At 50.1% G+C, this 20,978-nt stretch carries 28 protein-coding genes; 14 read left to right on the plus strand and 14 right to left on the minus strand.

From position 1 onward, the window contains the following. Positions 1-74: 74 nt before the first annotated feature. The 6 genes from AC1MKH_RS18985 (at position 75) to AC1MKH_RS19010 (ending at position 2,262) form a co-directional block, all read left to right on the plus strand. A complete protein-coding gene (locus AC1MKH_RS18985; RefSeq protein ID WP_181547640.1) occupies positions 75-311 on the plus strand; it encodes a DUF905 domain-containing protein in 237 nt (78 codons plus the stop codon). 85 nt (positions 312-396) lie between these two features. Then, the gene (locus AC1MKH_RS18990) at positions 397-855 is read left to right on the plus strand and encodes an antirestriction protein (RefSeq protein WP_276223291.1); all 459 of its coding nucleotides are present in this window, start codon (positions 397-399) and stop codon (positions 853-855) included. Between the two features lie 8 nt (positions 856-863). Continuing rightward, complete coding sequence (locus tag AC1MKH_RS18995; protein WP_220439122.1) at positions 864-1,346, plus strand: JAB domain-containing protein; 483 nt, start codon at positions 864-866, stop codon at positions 1,344-1,346. Positions 1,347-1,354: 8 nt separating this feature from the next. Further along, positions 1,355-1,576: a DUF987 domain-containing protein gene (locus AC1MKH_RS19000; protein ID WP_220439120.1), complete on the plus strand. Its 222-nt coding sequence runs from the start codon at positions 1,355-1,357 to the stop codon at positions 1,574-1,576. An 18-nt stretch (positions 1,577-1,594) separates the two neighbouring features. Beyond that, the gene (locus AC1MKH_RS19005) at positions 1,595-1,912 is read left to right on the plus strand and encodes a type IV toxin-antitoxin system YeeU family antitoxin (protein WP_220439118.1); all 318 of its coding nucleotides are present in this window, start codon (positions 1,595-1,597) and stop codon (positions 1,910-1,912) included. A 20-nt stretch (positions 1,913-1,932) separates the two neighbouring features. Then, positions 1,933-2,262, plus strand: coding sequence for a TA system toxin CbtA family protein (locus AC1MKH_RS19010; protein WP_181547632.1), 330 nt, complete (start codon positions 1,933-1,935; stop codon positions 2,260-2,262). Between the two features lie 318 nt (positions 2,263-2,580). Here the strand turns inward: AC1MKH_RS19010 and AC1MKH_RS19015 are convergent, their stop codons facing one another. From AC1MKH_RS19015 to AC1MKH_RS19035, 5 genes are all read right to left on the minus strand, one after another. Then, a complete protein-coding gene (locus AC1MKH_RS19015) occupies positions 2,581-3,171 on the minus strand; it encodes a GNAT family N-acetyltransferase (protein WP_276223288.1) in 591 nt (196 codons plus the stop codon). 696 nt (positions 3,172-3,867) lie between these two features. Further along, positions 3,868-4,257 carry a hypothetical protein gene (locus AC1MKH_RS19020; protein WP_276223286.1) on the minus strand — a complete coding sequence of 130 codons (390 nt, stop codon included), beginning with the start codon at positions 4,255-4,257 and terminating at the stop codon, positions 3,868-3,870. Positions 4,258-4,637: 380 nt separating this feature from the next. Continuing rightward, the gene (locus AC1MKH_RS19025; RefSeq protein WP_276223283.1) at positions 4,638-5,234 is read right to left on the minus strand and encodes a hypothetical protein; all 597 of its coding nucleotides are present in this window, start codon (positions 5,232-5,234) and stop codon (positions 4,638-4,640) included. A 349-nt stretch (positions 5,235-5,583) separates the two neighbouring features. After that, positions 5,584-5,928, minus strand: a complete 345-nt coding sequence (locus AC1MKH_RS19030; RefSeq protein ID WP_276223281.1) for a DUF1294 domain-containing protein — start codon at positions 5,926-5,928, stop codon at positions 5,584-5,586. A 42-nt stretch (positions 5,929-5,970) separates the two neighbouring features. Further along, the gene (locus AC1MKH_RS19035; protein WP_231828420.1) at positions 5,971-6,201 is read right to left on the minus strand and encodes a helix-turn-helix domain-containing protein; all 231 of its coding nucleotides are present in this window, start codon (positions 6,199-6,201) and stop codon (positions 5,971-5,973) included. Between the two features lie 107 nt (positions 6,202-6,308). Here AC1MKH_RS19035 and AC1MKH_RS19040 point away from each other — a divergent pair, with 107 nt between their 5' ends. Next, complete coding sequence (locus AC1MKH_RS19040; protein WP_015963335.1) at positions 6,309-6,563, plus strand: helix-turn-helix domain-containing protein; 255 nt, start codon at positions 6,309-6,311, stop codon at positions 6,561-6,563. 75 nt (positions 6,564-6,638) lie between these two features. On the opposite strand, the gene AC1MKH_RS19045 is transcribed toward AC1MKH_RS19040, so the two are convergent. Next, a complete protein-coding gene (locus AC1MKH_RS19045; protein WP_276223278.1) occupies positions 6,639-7,274 on the minus strand; it encodes an FMN-dependent NADH-azoreductase in 636 nt (211 codons plus the stop codon). Between the two features lie 98 nt (positions 7,275-7,372). On the opposite strand from AC1MKH_RS19045, the gene AC1MKH_RS19050 reads away from it, so the two are divergent. Continuing rightward, on the plus strand, positions 7,373-8,275 hold the full coding sequence (locus AC1MKH_RS19050; protein ID WP_276223276.1) for a LysR family transcriptional regulator: 903 nt from the start codon (positions 7,373-7,375) through the stop codon (positions 8,273-8,275). A 182-nt stretch (positions 8,276-8,457) separates the two neighbouring features. Further along, positions 8,458-8,814 carry a hypothetical protein gene (locus AC1MKH_RS19055; RefSeq protein WP_276223274.1) on the plus strand — a complete coding sequence of 119 codons (357 nt, stop codon included), beginning with the start codon at positions 8,458-8,460 and terminating at the stop codon, positions 8,812-8,814. A 119-nt stretch (positions 8,815-8,933) separates the two neighbouring features. Here the strand turns inward: AC1MKH_RS19055 and AC1MKH_RS19060 are convergent, their stop codons facing one another. The 5 genes from AC1MKH_RS19060 to AC1MKH_RS19080 all read right to left on the minus strand — a co-directional run bounded on the left by AC1MKH_RS19060 (position 8,934) and on the right by AC1MKH_RS19080 (position 15,127). Then, positions 8,934-9,920, minus strand: coding sequence for an IS110 family RNA-guided transposase (locus AC1MKH_RS19060; protein ID WP_488450733.1), 987 nt, complete (start codon positions 9,918-9,920; stop codon positions 8,934-8,936). A 252-nt stretch (positions 9,921-10,172) separates the two neighbouring features. Next, entirely contained in the window at positions 10,173-11,276 is a 1,104-nt protein-coding gene (locus tag AC1MKH_RS19065; protein ID WP_442961950.1) for a fimbrial protein, read from the minus strand. Positions 11,277-11,287: 11 nt separating this feature from the next. After that, positions 11,288-13,807: a fimbria/pilus outer membrane usher protein gene (locus tag AC1MKH_RS19070; protein WP_276222433.1), complete on the minus strand. Its 2,520-nt coding sequence runs from the start codon at positions 13,805-13,807 to the stop codon at positions 11,288-11,290. Beyond that, positions 13,807-14,469: a fimbrial biogenesis chaperone gene (locus AC1MKH_RS19075; RefSeq protein WP_276222435.1), complete on the minus strand. Its 663-nt coding sequence runs from the start codon at positions 14,467-14,469 to the stop codon at positions 13,807-13,809. Before AC1MKH_RS19075 ends, AC1MKH_RS19070 begins: the two co-directional genes overlap by 1 nt. A 73-nt stretch (positions 14,470-14,542) precedes the next feature. Next, the gene (locus AC1MKH_RS19080) at positions 14,543-15,127 is read right to left on the minus strand and encodes a fimbrial protein (RefSeq protein ID WP_276222437.1); all 585 of its coding nucleotides are present in this window, start codon (positions 15,125-15,127) and stop codon (positions 14,543-14,545) included. A 653-nt stretch (positions 15,128-15,780) separates the two neighbouring features. Here AC1MKH_RS19080 and AC1MKH_RS19085 point away from each other — a divergent pair. Continuing rightward, on the plus strand, positions 15,781-16,302 hold the full coding sequence (locus tag AC1MKH_RS19085; RefSeq protein ID WP_276222439.1) for a rhodanese family protein: 522 nt from the start codon (positions 15,781-15,783) through the stop codon (positions 16,300-16,302). Between the two features lie 82 nt (positions 16,303-16,384). After that, positions 16,385-16,564 (plus strand): hypothetical protein, encoded by a 180-nt coding sequence (locus AC1MKH_RS19090; RefSeq protein ID WP_276222441.1) that lies wholly within the window; start codon positions 16,385-16,387, stop codon positions 16,562-16,564. A gap of 42 nt (positions 16,565-16,606) precedes the next feature. Here the strand turns inward: AC1MKH_RS19090 and stpA are convergent, their stop codons facing one another. Beyond that, positions 16,607-17,008, minus strand: a complete 402-nt coding sequence (stpA, locus tag AC1MKH_RS19095; protein ID WP_276222443.1) for a DNA-binding protein StpA — start codon at positions 17,006-17,008, stop codon at positions 16,607-16,609. Between the two features lie 637 nt (positions 17,009-17,645). Between stpA and alaE the strand changes: the two genes are divergently transcribed. Further along, positions 17,646-18,095, plus strand: coding sequence for an L-alanine exporter AlaE (alaE, locus tag AC1MKH_RS19100; RefSeq protein ID WP_015963324.1), 450 nt, complete (start codon positions 17,646-17,648; stop codon positions 18,093-18,095). A gap of 32 nt (positions 18,096-18,127) precedes the next feature. On the opposite strand, the gene AC1MKH_RS19105 is transcribed toward alaE, so the two are convergent. Then, positions 18,128-18,472: a DUF2002 family protein gene (locus AC1MKH_RS19105; RefSeq protein WP_276222447.1), complete on the minus strand. Its 345-nt coding sequence runs from the start codon at positions 18,470-18,472 to the stop codon at positions 18,128-18,130. A gap of 163 nt (positions 18,473-18,635) precedes the next feature. On the opposite strand from AC1MKH_RS19105, the gene AC1MKH_RS19110 reads away from it, so the two are divergent. After that, the gene (locus AC1MKH_RS19110; protein ID WP_276222449.1) at positions 18,636-18,962 is read left to right on the plus strand and encodes a DUF883 family protein; all 327 of its coding nucleotides are present in this window, start codon (positions 18,636-18,638) and stop codon (positions 18,960-18,962) included. Between the two features lie 102 nt (positions 18,963-19,064). Here the strand turns inward: AC1MKH_RS19110 and pdxR are convergent, their stop codons facing one another. Beyond that, complete coding sequence (gene pdxR / locus AC1MKH_RS19115) at positions 19,065-20,411, minus strand: MocR-like pyridoxine biosynthesis transcription factor PdxR (RefSeq protein ID WP_276222591.1); 1,347 nt, start codon at positions 20,409-20,411, stop codon at positions 19,065-19,067. A gap of 90 nt (positions 20,412-20,501) precedes the next feature. Here pdxR and AC1MKH_RS19120 point away from each other — a divergent pair, with 90 nt between their 5' ends. Further along, positions 20,502-20,933, plus strand: a complete 432-nt coding sequence (locus AC1MKH_RS19120; protein ID WP_276222450.1) for a carboxymuconolactone decarboxylase family protein — start codon at positions 20,502-20,504, stop codon at positions 20,931-20,933. Positions 20,934-20,978: the final 45 nt, after the last annotated feature.

Below are 20,978 nucleotides of genomic sequence, written 5' to 3' on the forward strand. Positions count from 1 at the left end.
TCACCCGACACCTGCATACTCCCAAAGCCCCTAACGCGTCTGCGTCAGGGGCTTTTGCTTTTAAGGTACACCGAATGTCTGAATCTCATATGTTGCCACCGGGACCGTTCACCCGACAGCAGGCTGAAGCGGTTACCCGCCGGTATAAAAATATCGCTGTTGAAGATGACCAGCGCAGCCACTTCCGCCTGGTGGTTCGTGACTCTGAAGGTCGAATGGTCTGGCGGGCGTGGTGCTTTGAACCTGATGCTGGTGAAGGGCTTAACCGTTATATCCGCAAGTCAGGCATCCTCAGAGCATCCTCCTACTGACCACACCTATTCATCATCCCTGCATGTCCTTTATTTCCCATACGCCAGCCATCGTCGCTGGCGTTTTTATTGACGGAGAATATCCATGACGACACAAACTAAGCGCGAATTGATGTCCGCTAATGAACCTCAATTTGACCTTACTGCAACCCTGGTACCTGACGAGCAGCGTCTCGATTTCTGGCCGCTGTATTTTGGCGATATCCCGCAGTGGATATCGCTGGAACCCCGTATTTTCGCCTGGATGGAGCGCTTTTGTGATGAGTACAGCGGTGGTATCTGGTCCTTTTACACGCTCCGTAATGGCGGCGCGTTTATGGCCCCTGATGCTGACGGTGACGATAAATGGTATCTGTTCAACGGCATGAACGGCAATGGTGCGAAAATGAGCGCAGAAGCCGCAGGTATTGCTATCTGCATGATTGAATACAGCCATCACGCCTGTCGCACCGAATGCGATGCCATGACAGAGCACTATTACCGCCTGCGGTATTACGCCCTGCAGCATCCTGAATTCCACGCCATTTTTCGCATTATTGATTAAGGATATTCATGATGGAACAGTCACTTATCCCACAGGCTCCGGCACTTCCATTGACCGCAAAACATATTGTAAAACGCGCCTTAACCCTGCTTGACCGACACCTGCGCGAAACAGGCGTGGCATTCACCTCTACTCAGGCCGCCCGCGACTGGCTTCGGTTGAAAATGGCGGGGCTGGAGCGCGAAGAGTTTATGGTGCTGTATCTGAACCAGCAGAACCAGTTGATTGCCCACGAAACTCTGTTTGCCGGTTCCATTAGCAGCACCGAGGTGCATCCCCGTGAGGTGGTCAAACGCGCCCTGTACTTCAATGCGGCAGCAGTGATACTGGCGCATAACCATCCCTCCGGTGACACCACACCCAGCCAGGCAGATAAGTCCATCACGCAGCGTCTGGTGCAGGCGCTTCAGCTCGTTGATATCCGTGTTCCTGACCATCTCATTGTCGGTGGCACGCAGATATTGTCGTTTGCTGAACACGGTTTGCTTTGAGGTATGACATGAAAATTATCAGTAAACGCCGGGCGATGACGATTTACCGTCAGCATCCGGCCTCCCGCATTTTTCGATACTGCACCGGCAGATACCAGTGGCATGGCAGTATCTGTCATTACACCGGTCTGGCCGTTCCTGACATTCCCGGCGTGCTGGCGGTATACGCCGAACGCCGCCAGGACCGCAACGGTCCCTATGCCTGTCTGATGGGTATCACTCTGAACTGACAATAAAGGTGGTTATAAATGAGCAACATTACATGGGGCCTGCAGCGGGATACCACGCCGCGTCTGGGAGCCCGTCTGGTACAGGAGGACAACCGGCTGTACTATCTGGCTGACCGGGCCAGTATCACCGGTAAATTCAGTGACGCTGAATGCCGGAAGCTGGATGAAACATTCCCGCACTTTATCAGCCAGATGGAATCGATGCTGACCACTGGTGAAATGAATCCCCGCCATGCCCACTGTGTCACCCTGTACCACAACGGTTTCACCTGCGAAGCCGACACTCTTGGCAGTTGCGGCTATGTATACATCGCCGTCTATCCCACTCAACGCTAACGAATTTCACGAGAGCAAACATGAAAACTCTACCTGCTACAATTTCACGGGCGACGAAGCCCTGTCTGTCGCCCGTGGCTGTCTGGCAAATGTTACTGACACGCCTGCTGGAACAACACTATGGCCTGACGCTAAACGACACGCCGTTCAGTGATAATACAGTTATTCAGGAACATATTAATGCTGGAGTATCGCTAAGCGATGCGGTGAACTTTCTTGTCGAAAAGTACGAACTGGTTCGTATCGACCGAAAGGGATTTTCGTGGCAAGAACAAACCCCGTATATTTCCGTAGTGGATATTCTACGAGCAAGGCGCTCTACCGGCTTGCTAAAAACTAATGTGAAATAAACGCTTAAATACAGAGCAGATTAATGGAAAGCAAAATGCTAATCTCGTAGACGAAGAGACTCCTGCTGTAACCTCCCCTCCCCTGCAAAAAACCTGACATTTTCTTTTAGGACCAACAATGGGACCAAAATGAAAATTGAACTGAAGGTTTTCAGCCAATAAACAACAATTTACAAAACCAATTCAGACTCCGCCAGCCCACCAAAATCTTTAGCGGCGATTCCAGAGTCGACCGCAGAAGTCGAAAGCCCGCAAGGCGTAAGTCTTGCGGGCTTTTTTGTTGGGTTTTATTTATGGATATCTTTATAAATCAGCAACCTAAAAGATAAGCCTCATCGCTACCCGGCGCGCCGGGTCAAAACCCTTTGCAATTTCATCCTCGCTTATTGCCCCCAAATGCGGCGGCCGCGCATCGGCTTCCACAATCTCAAAACCTAACGTGGCGTAAAATCTGGCATTAAATGCTGCCATTTTGTCGGTGGTTAACGTGGCACCCGTCAGGCCGCGTTGCTGTCCATTACGGAGAATTGCATACATGAGTTGTTTGCCGATCCCGCGGCGCTGCCAATTCGGATGCACATCCATTTCTGCGATATGCAGCCATTCATCAGCGATTTGCCCTGCTATGAATCCGACGGGAACCGAGTCTGGTATATACGCCGCAAGCAGTAATCCGTTACGGCTGAAATCGCTGAGTTCTTCAATGCTGCTGGCGCTGGCGGGACCGGTCATTGCACCTGCGTGGCGTAGCGTTTCAAAGGCGGCCAGCTCGATGGCGCGGAGAGCGGCAAAGTGCTCGGGGTGTGCGGAGGTTATGGTGACGTTTATGTTCGGGCTCTCCGTGAGGGTTGTGGGGGTGATTTTCTTGGGCTGAAGGTTGGGGAGAACGGTTCGGCTATAAGGTAGCATATATATGCAATGTTGATAGTTAATAGTGAGCGAGTAGTTTTGGAAGATGAAAGGGCAGCTTTGAGCGAGGAGCGGACATATCCTGCAGCTTGAATACAACTCATAGCCGATTGCTCATGGATGCCAGCAACGTAGCACTTCAGCGGAAACGTAACTAGCCAAAATCTGGTGGGAAACATTGACCAGAAGTGGCAGGACAGGCAGGTAGTGTCAAGTTATTACTTACCTGTACGTCCATGTGTTTTTGTACATTCTCACTACCATTTCAATGTTTTGGTTAAGTATCCAATGTGTTGACCGATGAATTTCTTAACAGACTCTGGAAATCCATAAATGGGACGAATCCTGCGTACTGGAACGATAATATTCCATAAGAAAGCATGAGTGATGTATATGATGAACCATACATTGAAGACTCAGCCTAAAATGATCTTAACTTCACATATAACCGTTTTGTTAAATTTAATAACTATGTGACATGTGCGCTTATTGAAGGGCGTATGTCTTATAAAACTAATTTGTAGAAAAACAAAGGATAAGTATTGGTAACAAGTATCAATCAAGAACCACACCGTTGTGAAGTAATAAAACAACTGAGGAAATTTTCCTTGCTGTTTTTACGGGAAATATGTCGAAAGGGGTGTGACCACCCCATGACTTGTTAGAATAAATATCCTTTATAAATCCTATAAATCATCAACTACATTTGCTATATGATCCACCCCCAATGCAAAAATACCCAGGATTATTACTAATACAATGACCACTCGCACTATCACACTTACAATCTTGATAAACATCAAAAATATGTTCGGACAACCCAAATTCTGACAAGGCGAGAATGAAATCCTTATTATTTAGCTCATTCTTTAGTATGGAATAATTAAAATGACAAATCCTCATCATTTCTTCACTAAATCCAACCTCATCCAAAAACTTCGTTCTAGCGGCATCAGGAAGTTTTGAAAATTGAGAACTGTCCAACAACATCCTTTTCGACAAATCGTTCATATTCCTTATAATATCAATTGATTTGTTTTTTGCTAATTCATCCAACTCTTCACGTGTATTTGCTGTTAAAGTCATACATCCCCCTTAGCAAGAGACTACTGTATTAGCCTTTAAAATAAGGCACCATTTTTATGATTGCCCTTCAAGGCGAATTCCGCCATATCCTTTTGTTGTATTTTTATTTTCTATAATAATAGATAAGCATGAGTGTGGCTCAACCCTGCAGGTTTTGTTGCTCATAGACTTAATGAGAATTCACCTGAATTTATTAGCGAACCGTGGTGGTTGTACTGTCCGCTCCTGGCACGGAGCGGACAAGCTAACTGAGCTGAAGGTCTGCTCTAAGCGAATAGCGGAAGCTCACTCATGGTTGAAATACTAACATTGTCATGTTGGGTGCAAGTCAGTTAGGCCGCCCAAGTGACCACAGTGAACGATTAGAATCAATTATACGTTTAATGTTCAATGCCTATCCGAAGCTTCGCTATTTCAAAAGAAAATATAAATCCAAACGTTGCTAGCAAAGCCATGCATTTGGCTTTTTCATCTTCGCAATTTTTTAAGCATGCATGCATGTCAGGTCGTCTTTTCTTAATATAAGAATCCACTTGCTTAAATGTACTATAACCAAATATAGGCTGCGTGATATCGTGAGCTAGTGAATTTCGGATGCTTTTTATTTCGTTTAGAGGCTGTATCAGCAAACGATACTCCTCAATGCTTTCATCTTCTTCTGGTTCATACATCTTCAAGAAGTCTTTGAAAATATCTATTTTTTCACCAAGCATTCTACTGTCAATGTGCTCATCAATAACTGCTAGAAGGTTTATCATTTTGTGCTCAATAAGTAGCACAATTGTGAAGAACATACCTATAAGCTGGTAGTAATCTTCTCCTTTATTTCTAGCCCATTCATTGCCTTGCGCTGTGAGCTCAATAAGGCGCTGGCTATTTTCTTCAGGAGCGCCTGGGGTCCTGTACTCAATTTTTTTGTATTGTCTTACTGGTTTCTTTCTTTTGAAATAACCAAATTTATTCAGGATTCTTTCCAATTGTACTCCCATCATATTTAATGGTTTGTCAAGATCAATAGAACGCCGTATACGACCCTAGCCGCGACAGAAACCTTTGATAGGTGTCAAAGCGCTTTTGCGAATACGACGTTTCTCAAGAAAAAACGATATGCGGTCTAAAGGATTTGAGAGTAAGGTATCGTTTTGCCGATATTCTGTCTACCAACGAGTTTGGGCCGATTCTGACTTAGCGAACGGCGGCTATGGGTCGATAGACCGTAATCGCACACATCTATCGCCTATGCAGACAGCACCTCAGTAGTGATCTGCTCCCCGCAGATTAATGCATCTCGATGTTAGCAACGTCCCCTCCTGTCACAAACCCGCCCTACCCCCACCAATACCCCATCCCATAAACCACACCCACCAGCACCACAACATTCACCACCACGCTCCCAACAAACCAGCGTTTAAACGGCTGTTTCTGCGTTTTATGCCTGAACAACTGCTGAGCGGCTAACCCGCCGGGCCATCCACCAACAAGGCCAAATGCCAGCAATGTCTTTTCCGGTACGCGCTGCCAGCTTCGTCGTGCAGCAAATTTATCCGCGCCATAGATGAAAAAGGTCAAAACATTGACCATCAAAAACCACGCCCAAACGGGATGCAAAAACCAGAAGCTGGAAATGAATGATGCGGCTAGTAAGCCATAACAAACTTGATTGAGTTTCACTTGGCTAATCTGCTTATGAAAGGAAAAAGTAACACGCTGCTTTTATGCATCGCCGTCAAAATCAAATAGCCCTTTCATCTCTTTACCCAAACCTTTAGCTAAAACGTGAATGACTTCAAGAGTAGGATTCCGGACACCTCGTTCAATACCACTGACATAAGTGCGATCAAGGCCGCACTTATCCGCAAAGGCTTCCTGAGACAACCCGGCTTCAAGCCGTAATTTTTTGAGATGCGCGCCAAAACGCGACTGAATGCTGGACATGTTTTTCATCATGCCAGCATGACTTTATGTCGTTTATCAGACCACGGACTATAAGTCACATAACGAAAGTGCTAGCATCATAAAACTGTGACTTATATTCTACAAAGGTGATAAGTATGCCCCCAAAAAACTGGCACCCCGCCGACATCATCGCCGCACTGCGCAAGCGCGGTACCACTCTGGCGCGCGTATCCCGCGAAGCCGGGCTGGCGTCCTCTACGCTAGCCAATACGCTGAATCGACCATGGCCAAAAGGCGAGTGGCTCATTGCTAACGCGCTTAATCTGCATCCTTCGGTGATTTGGCCTGCACGCTATCAAAACTGTCACGATACGCGCCTGCCCAGAGAAACGATCGACCCTGAAAAATAGCGTCTGGCGTTGGGGCCTGGAATATTATTCCGTCCAGGCGCCCAGCCAGCTCAATCAGGCAGTCGACAAAAGAGATTATTTTATTGATTTGTTAAATACATAACTCAGCAAATCCGGGATCTGCGCCAGCGCGCCCTTTTCCGCCTGCTCACGTCCGGGATGGGTTTTATCGACGCCCTCGGCAGGAAGAACATGTACGTCCTCGATACCCATCAATTTTAAAGTAGAGATCAAATAACTTTCCTGATGATCCATCGCCCGATGCTCCTCTGAGGAATACACGCCACCGCGCGTCGAGATAATAAACGTCGGTTTATCCTTCACCAAACCCTGTGCCCCTTCCGGCGTAAAACGGAACGTCATTCGCGCCTGGCAAACCTGATCGATCCAGGTTTTCAGTGCCGATGAAACGCTGTGATTGATCATCGGCGCGCCAATCACCAGCACATCACATTCATTCAGCTCACGAATCGCGTCATAAATATCGCTGACTTCTTTACGCGTCCGATCGTCTGGCGCGTCGAGGATTCCGGTCAGCGCCAGAAACGTCTCTTCACGCAGGTGAGGCGGCGGCGTCCGCCCGAGATCGCGGTGGGTTACGCTCGCGTCCGGATAACGCAGACAAATCGCGTCGGTAAGGGCCTGGCTCAGTTTGCGCGAGCTTGAGGCGCTCAGCATCGGGCTACTGTCGATATGCAGTACTTTCATCATTTTTATCTCATTAACGGGAATACGTTAATGTTAACCGTTGCATTAATGATGATTAAATAGACAATAATGAACATCACTGTTGTATAAGAAGAACAATCATGATCGACTGGAATGATTTTTATTACTTCTCACTTATCGCCGAGGAAGGCAGCTATACCCAGGCCGCTGTACGGGCCGGAATTTCTAAGTCAATGCTTAGCCGCCGGATGTCTGCGCTGGAGGAGCGTCTTGGCGTGCGGTTGATTCAACGCACGACCCGGCGGCTGTCGCTCACGCCAGCCGGAGAACAATTTGCCGCAGAGTGCCAAACGCTGGTGAACCAGGGGAAACAGGCTCAGGCAACGGTCATGGCGGAGCAGGTGCAGCCACAAGGTTTGCTCAGAATCAGCGCACCGGTGTTTGTTGCGGAGAGCTGGCTTGGGGAGTTTGTCAGCGATTTTATTCTGCGCTGGCCACTGGCAAACGTGCAGTTGCTGGCCGTCAATCGCCCCGTGGATATGATTTCTGAAGGTATTGATATTTCTATAGTGGTTACCACCACCGCGCTTAACGATTCCACGTTTCATGCGCGAAAATTGCAAACACAACGCGATATTCTGGTGACCAGCCCGGCGTGGCTTGCGCAGAACGCCAAGCCGGAAACGGTGCGTGATCTCGCTCAGATACCGGCGTTAGTTCGTCTCAGCGGAAACAGCATCCCACGCTGGCATCTGGTTTGCGGGCAGGAGGCGTTCGAATTTGAACCTAAGCCACGCCTGCAAAGCAACAATTTGCGCGTATTACTGAAAGCGGTTCTGGGCGGGAATGGCGTGGCAATGATGCCCGCCTTCGCCTGCCAGAAAGAGCTTGAAGCAGGCAACCTTCAGCCATTGTTTCCTGACTGGAGCACACCGCCAAGAGATCTTCTGGCGCTCTATCCGGCGCGCAAAGGGATGCCTGCCATCACGCGTATTTTCATTGATGAACTGGCCGACTGGCTTGCGTCGTATCCCCCTCAATAACGACGGAAAAACACAGCCAGATGAAAGGTATCTGTACAATGATTTAGCAGCGATCTTTCACTGCTAAAATCACTCAATGCAGAACATCCTGATCCAAATACAGTTTTTTCCTAATGCATCTCCCGGCTCGCTCTGCCATGCTGAATACAGCTCATACAGCCATAACGATAGATGAGGATATTATGAAAAAAACAATGATCGCATTATCTGCCCTGCTGCTGGCTTCTCCTGTTTTTGCCGCAACCACCCACGCAACTGACGATACCGTTGCCGCGGCGCATGAGAATGCGAATACCGCCAAAGAAAAGCTGCATCAGTCGCAGCATGAAGGCGAAGAGCTGAAGCTGAAATCTAAACATGCTGCTGAAGGTAAAGCAGACAGCACCGGGAGCAAAGTGAGCGAAGGCTCGCAAAAAGCCTGGAATAAAACCAAAGAAGGTACTGAAAAAGGCTGGAACGCCACCAAAGAAGGTACCGAGAAAGGTTGGAATAAAACCAAAGAAGGTGCTGAGTCGCTGAAAAATAAAGTGACTGAGTAATTTCTTAGAGTGATAAAAAGGCCGCTTCGCGGCCTTTTTGCTTTGGTGCCCATGCCGGATGCGCTTCGCTTATCCGGCCTACAGGTTTATTGCAGTATTTGTAGCTACCGTCTTGAACGTCAAGCGGTAGCTGCATAATTTTCGTCCCAGAGAAGCCGCGTTTTTAACACTCCGAAGCATAAATGCACCAGTTTGCGCATAACCGCTCCCAGTGCGGCTTTTTTGGCTTTACCCTTTGCGACCAGTCGTTCATAAACAGCTTTTGCCTGTTTGTTCCAGCGGCACGCGCTCAGCGCTGCAACATACAGCTTAGCCCGTACTTCCGACGGCCCTGTCTTTGACATATGGGGTCTGCCACGTACCGAACTCCCCGACGTTTTCTCTACCGGCGTGATACCCAGATAAGCCGCGACCTGTGAGGCGCTTTTGAACGTCCCGTCTTTCAGCAGTGCCAGCATCTCCCGCCCGACCTGATCTTTAACGCCCTTGATCGATTTCAGTAAATCAAGATCAGCCTTCAACCCCGGATCGTTATCTGTATGATCGGTTATGAGTTTTTCTATCCGGGCCAGTTCATCGCTCAGCCAGCTTTTCGTCCGCTCAAGTGAACGGATGACCTCCTGCGGAGTGGTTGTGGAATTCGCTTTTTCCAGCCGGTTCACCGTGCGCTGAACATCCTCTTTCAGGGCATCCCGCTGGCGCAGCAGCGCCCTCAGCTTGCGGACTTCGGGCGAAGGTGGAACCCAGGCATTCGGGTGTTTCAGCTCGCCATAACAGGCCAGAACGAAGGCATCCACAGCATCATTCTTGTTGAGAATACCCATCCCGCTGGCAAATTCACGAACACGATAGGGATTAGCCATGCAGACTCTGACACCGGCTTCATGCAGGCCATATGCCAGATTTTCATGGTAGATACCCGTCGCTTCCAGCACGACCGTCACACTTTCCGGAACGCATTTTTGTGCGCTCAGCCAGTCGATAACTTTGCTGGAGACGTCGGGTTCATTGGTCAGAACTTTGTGTTTTTTTTTGCCGCCGGGACCGGCAGTAAGCAGACAAACATCGATTTTATTTTTACTGACATCAATACCGAGAGTACACATCGAGAATCTCCTTTCACCTGAGCCAACACGTCATTCCAGCCTTGTACATACGAAGTCAGAGCTTCTGGTTACCGTTCGGATTTTGAGTGACGTGAAAGGTGAAACGGGAGGCTTAAGCTACGTCGAAAGATCGATGTCTTCAGGCCGGATACAAGCTTCTCCCGTTTCATGTAGCTGATAGCTAATCAGCTACCAGTTCAAGATACAAGGCCGGATAAGCGAAGCGCATCCGGCACAGGGCTGGCTAACAACTCAGTTATACACCAGCGCAAACGTCACAATACTGTTCGCTTCCCCTGCCGTTACGCTGCCTTCCGTCTGAACATACTGCGCCGAAAAATTCACGTTCTCCGCATTACCCGCACTTGCCGCCGTCACATGCTTCAGAATGGGCAGGTTAGACGCTTCATTAATTTTTACCGATGTGCCCGCTGAAGGCGCAGAGGCATCATTGTTGCCATAAGTTAGCTTAACGCCAACGCCCGTTGCCGCATCGCCGCTTTTCGTCAGCGCCAGGGTATCCGGGGAATCGCTGGCGGCAAGAATACCGAAAAAGCCCACTCTGACGTCGCTCGGCGCCGTGCAATAAACCGGAATATCAAACGAACGGGCGGAGCCTGCCGTCAGCCCTTTGCCCTTAAATTCGGCGCGATTGACGGACCCCAGGTTCACCTGAATGCTGGAGGTGCTGACCTGACAGCTGCCGCTGGCGCCGATATCAACGTTAAGCGCTGCCAGGTCAATCGATACCGGGCTGCTTTTCACGCTGGTCGCGCCATCGGTGCGATCCTCAATATAGAGTTCCCCAAAATGCGGCTGCGATTCCACGTTGGTGTGGTTGCCGCCGCTCATCGTCACCTCACCGGTTTTATAGAAAGTGATATACATTTTGACGATGGGTTCGCGTTCACTGAGCAGGTCCGGCAGTTCATCGCTGTCGCATACCGTCACCGACTCACCGCCTGCCGGAGCCGTGCTGTCGCCGATATAGCGAATCGGCCCACCGTTGCACTGAAATCCTGCTGAGTAGCTCACGCCATCCAGCTTTGAGGCAAACACGTGATGCCCGTTGATCACTGTCCCGGAACCGGTGGTCTCTTTTTGTTGATAAACAATACGTTTCCAGTTCGCCAGCGGTGCCTGTAAATCACAGGAAAAGTGGATCCCATTGCCGTTATCCGCCAGTTGATTGGACATCTGCGTGTTCACGGGCAGTGTCGGTAAATAGGTCAGGTTCTGCGTATTCAGCGTCATCTGCCCGACGCTCGCCATGCAGGTTTCCGCATGCGAAGCGTGGCTATAAAAACCCGCAATCAGCAGGAAAAAGAAAAACAGCGCGCCGTCACGATGTCGCATATCGCTCTCTCTTATAAGCAAAGGCCAGTGACTGTTTTCACCGGATTTTGCTGTAGGTTACTGGAAATATGGAAATGCAGCGTGCAGTGGTGCGAGATGTTATCGGTTTCCCATTGCGCCTCCAGCGTGCCCTCTTCGGGCACGCCGCTCAGATACACTTGCCCCTGTTCGGCGACAATACCGCTGGCAGGCGTCGCGTCATCATCGCTGGTTTTGCGTACCTGCGCGCTGGCACCGAAAGGCAGTGGCCCGTGGTTATCATGGAGGGTAAACAGAACGCGGTTACCGATGTGCGTCTGATAATTTGCCATCACTACTGCACCACCGCCGGGGATCACCGTCTGGCCCTGAAGATCGACGTCGGTGTCATCTTTGAGCGACTCGGTGTCGAGGGTAATGTAGTTTTTGCGATACGCCGTTAAGGTGGGCACCACCGCATAACCGCGCCAGTCCGTATGCACGTTCGTCCCATTCTGGATGGCCACGTCCGAGGCTCCCGGCGCGCGAACAATCGCAAAGCTATCGCCCGTACTCTGCCCAAGCGTAATTCCGTGCGGATGGGCAACAATCGAGCCCGATGCGCCCCAGGTCAGCTGGTTACTCTGCTTATCGTGGCGATAACCAAGCTGAGTGCTGCCGTACCCCCCACGGTAATCAAGCGCAACGCTGCTGTTCGCGCCCTGGCCGTTATTGCCGTAGCCCTGCTGGACGGTGTAGTAAAGATTTTGATTTTCCGGCACCGAGCCATACAACGAAACCTGCTGCGAGGTATAACCGTTGTTATCTGAGGTGGTGTTATAGCTCACCGAGCTGTTTGGTAACCACTGGCCGAGCGGGATGGTGACGTTAAATGACAATGAACGGTCAGATTTATTCTGCGCGGAAGATTTGGTGTAGTAGTAACCCACGCCCCACGACACGCCCTGCCAGGTGTTATAAAACCCGAAATGCACCGTCTCATCGTGACGCCCGGTGCGCCAGTATCGCTGCGAATAGGCGGATGCAGTCAGGCTGGTGCTACCGCCAAGGGGCTGCGAAATCGAAATCTCTTCACGACTACGCTTGTTGTCCACCAGACCGTTTTCACTCTCCAGCGCATTGGCTTCGCTGAAGTCATAAAACCCGCTGGATGAGTAGCGATAGCTGGCAAGGTTAAAAGTTGTACCGGTCAGATTCACATCTTTTTGGTACTGCACGCGGACAGAGTGACCTGCATAGCGCTTACCGGAAGGCGTACGCGTGTCGGCCCACGTGACATCCGCCCCCAGTGAGCCAAAATCGCCAAACCCGTGCCCCACACCGCCCGCCCAGGATTGATAATCCTGCGCCAGCTGGCTGCCGCCGTAGAGCGTAAGACTCGCCGGTAACCCGTAAAACAGCGTCGACTGAATAAACTGCGGGGAACGATTACCGTCCAGGCCTGAATGATAGTGGCCTGCGCTGACGCTGTATTTCAGCCGCCCCTCGCGCAGCATAAAGGGGATCGCGGAATAGGGCTGGGTAAACTTGCGCTCGGAACCGTCGCTCTCTTTTACCGTGACCTCAAGATCGCCGCTTTGCGCGGTCGGATAGAGATCTTTCAGGGCAAACGCCCCTGGCGCGACATAGGTTTCATAAATCACATAACCATGCTGCGAGACGGTGACTTTGGCGTTGCTGTGGGCCATCCCGCGGATCACCGGCGCAAAGCCGCGCATGCTGTCCGGCAGCATTTCGTCATCAGAGGAGAGCTGCGCCCCACGAAACTGCACGCTATCGAAAACGTCGCCGGAGGTATAGGTATCCCCCACGCGCAGCAGGCTTTTTAACGACTTCACGTCACGCTGCAAATAGGTGCTTTGTGAGCGCCAGTGGCTGGTTTTGTCGTACTGCATCGACGAGACGTTGCGCAGCCGCCACGCGCCAAGGTTCATGCCGCTGCGTAAGCTTAAATAGTTTGAGTTATGCTCGCCGTCGCGATATCGCGATTGCGCACCGGTCAGATTGTAATTTACAAAGGCGGCCGGTACGCCATCATCCCAGCGCGCCGGGTCAACGTAGCCACGGCTTTGCAGGTTCATGGCCGCCTGCGGGATACTGAGATTCAGCCGCTGTTCGCTAAAATCGAAAGTACTGCTGGCATCAGGAATATAGCGGCTAATCTGAGCAAATGTCTCGCCATCATGCAGCTGATTAAAAGCAGAAAAAGCGCTGACGTTGACGCCAAATTCCGCCAATTGCGCCGCCGTCAGCAGGGGTTGCAGAGTGCCATTGTCCTCGACAAAAGTCACATTCCCCTGCCCGACCTGCTGGTTGTTCACCCAGATAGCCACCGGGTACGTACCGGGTTGCTGGCCGCCATTCTTTTCAAAATAGTGGAGATCGGCGGTTTTCTGCTGCGGATCGGTCACCTCCAGCGCAGCCGGGTCGAAATAGTCGTCGGCCAGCGCCAGACGGTGATGACACAGCAGAAACAGTGCGGTTGGCACCGTTGCCAGCAGCAGTACCGCGCCCGTCGGCTTATGCGAATGGCTGCGTGGGAACTGGCGCATTACTGCTGCGCAACGTCAGTGATGCCGCCGAAATCATTAATTGCACGCCATTTCACCGTCCCCGAACCGCTAATCGGCCACGTTAACGAGGACATTGGCGCAACCATTCCTGGCTCATCAACCTCTTTTCCCGCAACGGAAACAGAAAATAATGAGACAAAATAGGGCGTTGGGTTATTTACCACTAACTGATTACCCGTCGTGTGAAATTGCAGCTGCTGCCATGCTTTACCGGGATCGCCCGCCAAATTTTCTGGGCGATAAAAAATCTTAAATTTAGATTTAATGTTTACCTGTAACTTATTCACATCCCCTTTCTGGGAAGGTGAAATAGTCTTCACATTCAACCAAAATACGGACTCCCGGTCATGCGGCAACTCCATCCCGGTAAAGCTGATGCGCAGCATATTTCTTTTTTCAGGATCAAGGCGGAACAGCGGCGGCGTAACAATAAAGGGCACCGGGCGTTTGTCATTTTCGTTAAAATTCTCAGCCCAGGATTGCACCAGATACGGCGTGTGGGTATCAGCATTCGTCACCGAAATAGAGGCCTCACGCTTCCCTTCCTCATATATTACGCGGGTTCCCCCCACGACCACTCCCGCCTTAGCAGCAGTAACCAATAAGAATGAAAGAGCAACGCCTGCGATAATACGTTTCATAAATAGCAATCATTTGTCAGGGGAAACGAGAAAAGGATTAATGAGCAGGAGAAATCCCCTGCTCAGATTCGACTTAGTTGTAGACCATTTCGAAGTTGGTCACGCCGTCAGCGTTACCTGCCGTGACTTTATCAGCGGTGGCGCGATAGTCAGCGTAGAACAACAGATCGGCGGTACCCGCCTCACCGTCACTGCCTGCATCAATCGGGTACTCTTTGGAAATCGTACCCAGTTTAACCTGCGTGGTTTCATCCGCTTCAATCAGCTTAATGCCGACGCCAGTGGCATCACCGTCAATCGCCAGCAGATCGGCTTCATTGGCATCATGCGTACCGTCAAACAACACAGCAACTTTGCTCACTGAAGACGGGCAATCTTTCACATTGATATGGAAAGGTGTTTTGGTGGTTTCCGTACCGGTTGCTTTAAAGTAGCTGCTTGCCCACTTGCCCAAATCGACCACCTGATTGGTACTATTGGTATCGATATCGCACGCGGCGTCAGTAATTTCCCCGGTAAATTTCACCTGGCCGCCAGCGCCCTGAGCACCATCCGCAGCGGGCACGGTAGTGGTCATGTCGTTGGCAATAGCGGAAAGCGTGGTACCTGATGCCAGAGCCGCGATAACGACGGCCATAATACGGAACTGCGATTTCATTTTATTTCTCTCTTCTTTGACGGCTATCCAATGCGGTATACGCGAGGCAATAAAATGCCAAACGGTACCGCCAGTTCTTCCGTGTTGAAGTTAATCGTCGTTCCATCGGTAGGATATTGTGCACAGTCTTTATCTCAGTTTTATCAACCGAACAATATCGACTTTATTGAGTGTCAGACCCGATGAACATATTAGGTCTGCGAATAAATGATATCGGCAGTAGCACGAATTGCAACAACAAATTATGTGGTCTATGCGTTGCGAAATTTAAACATTTCCAGGTTAATCGTTAAATACGAATGATATGTTTAATTGCGGCTATCAGAGAATGACTTATGAATTACACCATGAATCATTAAAATTAACACAACTGTCAATAAGCACTGACAATTAACATAAAATTGATCTTTAGAGTGAATAATATTCATCCACAAGCTTTCAATATTTACATTAAGTAAGAACATTCCTATTAAAAATATTAACCATAGCTATAACGTGGATAAACCATGATCTTACTAAGAATTCAAATTCAAATCATGATTATTTTACTCTTTTTATTAATCATGAATGCCGAATAGTGCACAGTTCTCATACTCGTTATTTACCTGTATATACATTAAGATAGGAACAACCCTGCATAAGGTACCAGGATAATGACAACAGAGATGATTTCCCCCCAGCAGGCGCTGACGCAACTTCATGAAGGCGCAAAGCTGGTTGATATCCGCGATGCGGATGAATTTGCCCGCGAACATATTGCCCAGGCTCAACCGTTCCCGTTAAGCGCCATTGAGCAGGGTTCGACGCTGCCTGTGAACGCCGATGACGTCGTTATTTTCCATTGCCAGTCCGGAAACCGCACCCGCAACAATCTCACCCGGCTGCTTGCCGCCGCTGCGCCTGCTAAAGTTATGGTGCTGGAAGGTGGCATTCAGGCATGGAAAGCCGCCGGGCTGGAAACAATCGAAGATAAAAAACAACCATTACCGCTTATGCGGCAGGTGCAAATTGCGGCCGGTGGATTAATTCTTCTGGGCTGCGTGTTGGGTTACACGGTTTCAGAGGCATTCTTCCTGCTGAGCGCCTTTGTCGGTGCTGGCCTCACCTTCGCGGGTATCAGCGGATTTTGTGGCATGGCCAGACTGTTGGCTGTCATGCCGTGGAATCGTCGTTAAGGATAACGACACTCTGCATTTACTATTTCGTTACACCAGCTTAATCTTAGGTAACGTTAACAAATAGAGCAGGAGTATCGCGATGTATTCACTAGGTGATTTTGTACAACCGAAAATGGGTGGGCCAAAACTCAAAGTTCTGGAAACGCACAACGATCATATTGTAGCGGTACAGGCAAGCAATGAGCAGGGAGAGAAATATACCCTGAAGCTGGAAGACGTTACGCCATATACCGAAGAAGGTGATTTTGGCGTTTGCTAAAAATTGTGCGGTGAGACTCTTCTCACCGCTTTGCCCGATCACTTAGATCAGAAAATCATCCAGTGATTTACCGTTAGCCAGCCCCTGCGCGATAGGTTTTGGCGTACGGCCCTGGCCGGTCCAGGTTTTTACTTCACCGTTGAAATCGGTAAAACGATATTTTGCCGGACGCGATGCGCGTTTTTTCGGCGCGCCAGCAATCGCCGCTTTCATATCCGCCAGCTCTTCCGGCGAAATACCATCAGCCTGCATTAACTCCAGCCAGGTATTAATTTTTTCTTGCTGCTCAGCGCGTTGCTGCATCGCTAACTGCTCTTCATTTCTCTTTTCTTCAGTGACGATCCTGACTTTTTCCAGCATTTCTTCAAGAACGTCAATGGAGAAATCTCGCGCCATTGCACGCAAAGAACGGATGTTATTCAATTTTTGTAACATAACAGACATAGGGCTATAAAATTCCTTATTCAAAACAAAATACATTACTACAGCGGCTAATTATATTGTATTTAAGAATATATTGCCACCGCCGAAATATTACTGAATATATCCTCACTCTGTTTCGAAATTATATTTAAATATAGCCAGCAAATACTAAATTAATATTCCCGGAAGCGATGCGCATTTGCCGCATATCGCAACGTCTTGTTAACAAAACAACAAAATGAATAATCACCCACGTTCAGTGCATAATTACAAATTAATGACATCAGAACTAACTGCTGCAAAACTCCGTTAACTGGCATAAAAAACACCAAAAATGACAAAGATCACACTTATAAACCGTATCCTAAGCTTACTGACCTCAGCAGCACATCTCAGTTATCTGCAATACAGTGCGTATGAAAACATAACTAATTGATTTTAAAACAATAAAAACAATACATAACTAAAAATAATGCCAACAGTTAAAATCATCCACCAGCAGAGTATTTTATTGACAAAAAGCGTTTAAATAAAAATATTTCACTAGTTGTTAGTTTTAACCCAGACAGATAATCTATACACATCAACAAAGGCAACCCAAAACGCCTTTAGACACCCCTTTAATAACGGTTTTCGTTACTTTTCGAGGAGCATACCGATGTTCTCTGCGCAGTCACGCCTGCGTCACGCAGCAGCAGACACTTTCGCCATGGTGGTCTACTGTTCCGTCGTGAACATGATGATTGAAATTTTTCTCTCCGGAATGACCTTTGAGCAGTCGCTTTCTTCTCGTCTGTTAGCGGTGCCGGTAAACATTATTATTGCATGGCCGTATGGTATTTATCGCGACGCCATTATGCGCCAGGCACGTCGCATTAGCCCGGCAGGCTGGGTGAAAAACCTCGCTGATACGCTGGCGTATGTTACGTTTCAGTCGCCGGTATATGTGATTATCCTGCTGACTATCGGCGCAGACTGGCATCAGATTGCCGCCGCCGTAAGCTCGAATATCGTGGTTTCAATGGTGATGGGTGCGGTGTACGGCTATTTTCTCGATTTCTGCCGCCGTCTTTTTCGTGTCAGCCAGTACAGTCAGGCAAAGGCATAATGCACAGCGACTGGCCAATGCCAGTCGCTCGCTTAGTGAAATTCGCCAAATAAACCGTTCAGGTAACGCTCCAGCGCAATGCGCGAACTGAAGCCATGAGGAATTCCATAGTGTTGCTGTTCATTTCCGCCTAAATAGAGGGGGAATTGCTGATAGTGATCGCAGGTTTTCATATCAGAAGCGGGTTCGGCCAACGAATTGCTTCGCTCTTTTAACGCCGGATGGATAATCAACGCCGTGCGTCCCATCCGCGCTTCACGATTCACATAAACATAATTCTCCCCACGGCGATAGCCATAGGCTTTTTGGGTTACCACATCCACAGTGAAGCCCACTTTTTCAAGAACGCGCGCCACCTCATCAGGTCGTAAATACATTATTTTTTCCTCGTCATCTTTTACTGCACCGCCACCTTACAGTAATCAGCATTAACCCCGCCTTCAGAAAAATCCACAAACGCGTCGATTCGCTGTGATTCGCCCCAAAGGATAAAAATTTTGCCTACACTTAATTTCGTCCCCACTTAAAAAGGAGAAGCACATGCCTAATCGATTTGGCCGCAATGACGTAGTTGATGAGACGCAGGATATTCAGGATCAAGTCAATCAGTTAGCCGACAGTCTTGAGGATGTACTGAAAAGCTGGGGTAGCGATGCAAAAGGCGAAGCTGACGCCGCACGTCGTAAAGCACAGGCGCTGTTGAAAGAGTCCCGCGCCAGACTGCATGGCCGCAGCCGTTCGCAGCAGGCCGCCTGCGATTATCTGAACTGCGCCAGCACCTATGTGCGTGATAAACCCTGGCAGAGCTTAGGCGCGGTTGCCGCCGTTGGGATATTTGTTGGCGCATTATTAAGTTTGCGTCGATAATTGAAGTGAAACAGTGAAGATAATAAATGCGCCGTATCAGGAAAATTGAGATCAGTTTCTGAACGGCTACGCGTCTGCACCCCGGCTTTTACGCCGGGGTTTTTAATTTAAGGCCTGCTTTAACGCTAACACCTGCTCCCTTGCCATCGCCTGCGACGTAATATTGGTAAAGCTCATGATGAGCCCTGGCGCACCGCTTCCGCGAATCCGCCAGTCATTCACCGCCTGCACGGCCAGCCCGGCATCACGCGCGCGCCGCGCCTGTAACCTATCGTCACCGGAAATATTGACCACCAGTTGAATGCCCCCTTGCTGCGCCACCACGTCAAAACCGTGCGCCTGTAAGGCCTCCTCCAGCCAGCGCCGCCGCTCGGCGTAATGCACGCGCATCTTCTTCAGATGCCGCCAGAAGTGGCCTTCATGGATAAAATCACCCAACGTTTGCTGCCACAGCAGCGGCACCGGGCAGGCAATTTTTTGTACGTGGCGGCGAAACTGCGCCACCAGCGGCACAGGCACCACCAGCCAGGCGGTGCGCAGCGCCGGAAACATCGCTTTGCTGAAGGTACCGGCGTAAATGACGCGTTGCGGCGCATCCAGGCTTTTAAGCGGCGGTAGCGGTTTACCCTGATAGCGAAACTCACTGTCGTAGTCATCTTCTATGATCCACGCCTGCTGACGCGTTGCCCAGTCCAACAGTTGTCGGCGACGCGGCAGAGAGAGCGCCACGCCCAGCGGGCTTTGATGTGCCGGGGTGAGAAGCGCAAAACGGGCGTCTGGCACGTTAGCAAGCGCCCACTCCACATTCATCCCTTCGCCATCTACCGGAACTGGCAACAGGTTTACCCGCTCCTGCGCAATCACCGGGCGGATTAACGGAAAGCCGGGATCTTCCACCCACATGCCCTGACCATAGCCATCTAGCGCGCGCAGAATCAGACTCATCGACGCCGCATAGCCCGACGTAATAAAAACCTGTTCCGGCTGGCACTCAATGCTGCGCGACAACCGCAGATACTCGACAATCGCCTGACGTAGCGCCATCTCGCCACACACATCGCCCAGCGCCAGGTCAAAACGCGTCTGAGTACGCAACCGCCGTCCCATCACTTTTGCCCACAATGCGCGCGGGAAGAGATCCAGCGCAGGCAGCCCCAGCTGAAAAGGTTGCGGATGCGGCTCCTCGCCGCCAAACCAGGTTGGTTCTGCCACCACCGGTTTGAGCGTGAGATGTTCACTGACAAACGTCCCGGCCTGGCCGCGCCGTTCAAGCCAGCCCTGCGCCACCAATTCACCGTAGGCATTTTCCACCGTCACGCGCGACACGCCCAGCTCCTGGGCATATACCCGGCTGGACGGCAGTCGCCTGCCGGCCGTGAGCTTGCCTTCCTCAATCGCCGTTTTTAACTGCCAGGCTATCTGCCGATAGCGTGGGCCATCACTTTGCATCATGGTCTGCTTTTTTACTCATAATATGGCTATCGGATGCAGACCATTATAGTGCTACTTTTACGCACATCGACAACGAGGAGAGACAATATGACCCTGCTGCGCCAACCCTATAACGAATTAAGCCCGGACGTGTACAAAGGTATGGTTCAGGCGAGCCTGGCTCTGGAAAAGAGTTCGCTGGACCGCACCCTGCTGGAGCTCGTCTACCTGCGCGTTTCACAGATTAACGGCTGCGCCTTCTGCCTGGAGATGCACAGTAAAACGCTGCGCAAAGCGGGTGTGGATCAGACCAAACTGGACGCCCTGGCTGGCTGGAGAGTGAGTAATCACTTCACTGAAGCGGAAGCCGCTGCGCTGGCCTGGGCAGAAGACGTGACGCACATCGCCGAGCATCATGCGGAAGATAGCGTCTATCAACCGTTGCTTACGCACTTTAGCGCCGAGCAAATCAGCGACCTGACCTTCGCCATCAGCCTGATGAACGCTTTTAACCGTCTGGCAATCGCTATGCGTATGTAATTTTTAGGCAAACCTCCCCGGCCTCCACCGCATTACGCGCTGGGG

The sequence above is a fragment of the Pseudocitrobacter sp. CD920760 genome (assembly GCF_057782505.1).